Here is a 532-nt window from a genome sequence, read left to right as displayed (position 1 = left end):
CGCAACTCGCTGATGATCGCGATCGCCCCGACCGCGACCATCGCCTCGATCGCCGGCTGCTACGAGTGCGTCGAGCCGCAGGTGTCCAACCTGTTCAAGCGCGAGACCCTGTCCGGTGACTTCCTGCAGGTCAACCGTTACCTGGTCAACGAGCTGAAGAAGCTGGGCCTGTGGACCGCTGACATGCGCGATGCCATCAAGCTGGCCGAAGGTTCCATCGCCGGCGTGGCGCAGATTCCGGAAACCCTGCGCGAGGTCTACCGCACCGCGTGGGAACTGCCGATGCGTTCGCTGATCGACATGGCCGCCGAGCGTGGTGCCTTCATCGACCAGTCGGCCTCGCTCAACCTGTTCATGGAAAGCCCGAACATCGGTGCGATGTCGTCCATGTACATGTACGCCTGGAAGCAGGGCATCAAGACCACCTACTACCTGCGTTCGCGTCCGGCCACCAAGATCGCCAAGACCACGGTGAGCAGCGCGGCCCCGGCCAAGGTGTTCAGCCCGGACGAAGCGATCGCCTGCTCGCTGG

1 pseudogene is annotated in these 532 nt (G+C 63.9%); it reads left to right on the top strand.

Features of this window, described 5'->3' with window-relative positions:
- Nucleotides 1-532: pseudogene (locus C9414_RS21040) on the top strand (ribonucleoside-diphosphate reductase subunit alpha); the annotation flags it as partial.

The organism is Bacillus sp. Nf3 (genome assembly GCF_003028545.1).
In the GTDB taxonomy this organism is placed as follows: domain Bacteria; phylum Bacillota; class Bacilli; order Bacillales; family Bacillaceae; genus Bacillus; species Bacillus safensis.
Note: the sequence above shows the minus strand (reverse complement) of the source record. Positions and strands in the feature narration are given on the sequence as shown.